This window comes from Deinococcus rhizophilus, assembly GCF_030271215.1.
Lineage (GTDB): Bacteria > Deinococcota > Deinococci > Deinococcales > Deinococcaceae > Deinococcus > Deinococcus rhizophilus.
Genome location: NZ_JASNGB010000365.1, coordinates 1 through 688 on the forward strand (window position 1 = coordinate 1; position 688 = coordinate 688).

A 688-nucleotide genomic window follows, 5' to 3' on the forward strand; every position below is an offset into this window, starting at 1 on the left:
CATCAACCGACTCAAGAAGAACAAAACGGCCAAGCCGCACCTGAACTACATGGGCGGGCCGTCCTACGATCTCACCGACCCCCTTCAGACCCTGCGGGTCATGGCCGCCAGTTGCTTTTTCGGCGAGCCCATGTACTACGTCCGCGACGTCGTGGATACTCGTCCCCAGCGTGTGCACCGTGGCCGCCTGGACGAGGTCCACTTCGCCCACCTGAACGCCACGCTGGGTGCGCTGGACCCCCAGGACTGGCGCGGCCTCACGCCCGCCCAGCGTTTGGAACGGGCCATCGACGGTGCCCTGGCCGCCGACGCCCCTGGCACCCTGCGGCTGGCCGCCGAATTGCGCGGCGAGTGGAACATCCGCGTGACTCCGCAGGTCATCCTGGTCCGCGCCGCCAAACACGCTCAGGTGCGCGGTACAGGGCTGCTCCGGGAGTATGCGCCCCAGATCATCCGCCGTCCCGACGAGTGCGCCACCGGCCTCGCGTACCAGCTCGCCGCCTACGGCAAGCCCATCCCCAACAGCTTGAAGAAGGCCTGGAAGACAGCATTGGAAGGGGTGTCGCCCACCGCCCTGGCGAAGTACCGCCTGGAAGGCCGCGGCGTGAAGACCCTCGACGTGGTGAACGTCGTCCATGCCTCTAGCCCGGCGATTGATCAGCTCATGCGGGGCGAGCTGAAGCTGGAC

The 688-nt window shown here is 67.2% G+C and carries 1 protein-coding gene; it reads left to right on the plus strand.

Annotated elements, in window-relative coordinates; all coding sequences use genetic code 11:
• The coding region (locus QOL99_RS17365) for a hypothetical protein (protein WP_285525663.1) at positions 1-688 on the plus strand (688 nt) is incomplete at both ends.